We start from the raw sequence: 225 nt of genomic DNA, 5'->3' as shown, positions 1-225 counted from the left end.
AAATGAAATCACTGCAGATTTTACTAAGTTTGAATTAAAAGAAATGACGCATCTTAAATCCACTTATTCGAAAAATATGTTTAGACTACTAAAACAATATAAACATACAGGGTATTTCAAGATACAAATTAATGATTTTAGAGAACGATTAGATATTCCTGCTAGTTATCGTATGACACATATTAACCAAAAAGTCCTGACTCCTATTATTAATGAATTAGGATT

Annotated in this window: 1 protein-coding gene; it reads left to right on the top strand. The window is 27.1% G+C overall.

All coding sequences use genetic code 11. The features are described 5' to 3' along the window. On the top strand, positions 1-225 hold a 225-nt coding region (locus TP70_RS10580; protein ID WP_044361545.1), incomplete at both ends, for a replication initiation protein.

It is taken from the genome of Staphylococcus microti (assembly GCF_000934465.1).
GTDB classification, from domain to species: domain Bacteria; phylum Bacillota; class Bacilli; order Staphylococcales; family Staphylococcaceae; genus Staphylococcus; species Staphylococcus microti.
The sequence above is the reverse complement of the archived record's forward strand: the minus strand, read 5'-3'. Positions and strand labels throughout refer to the sequence as shown.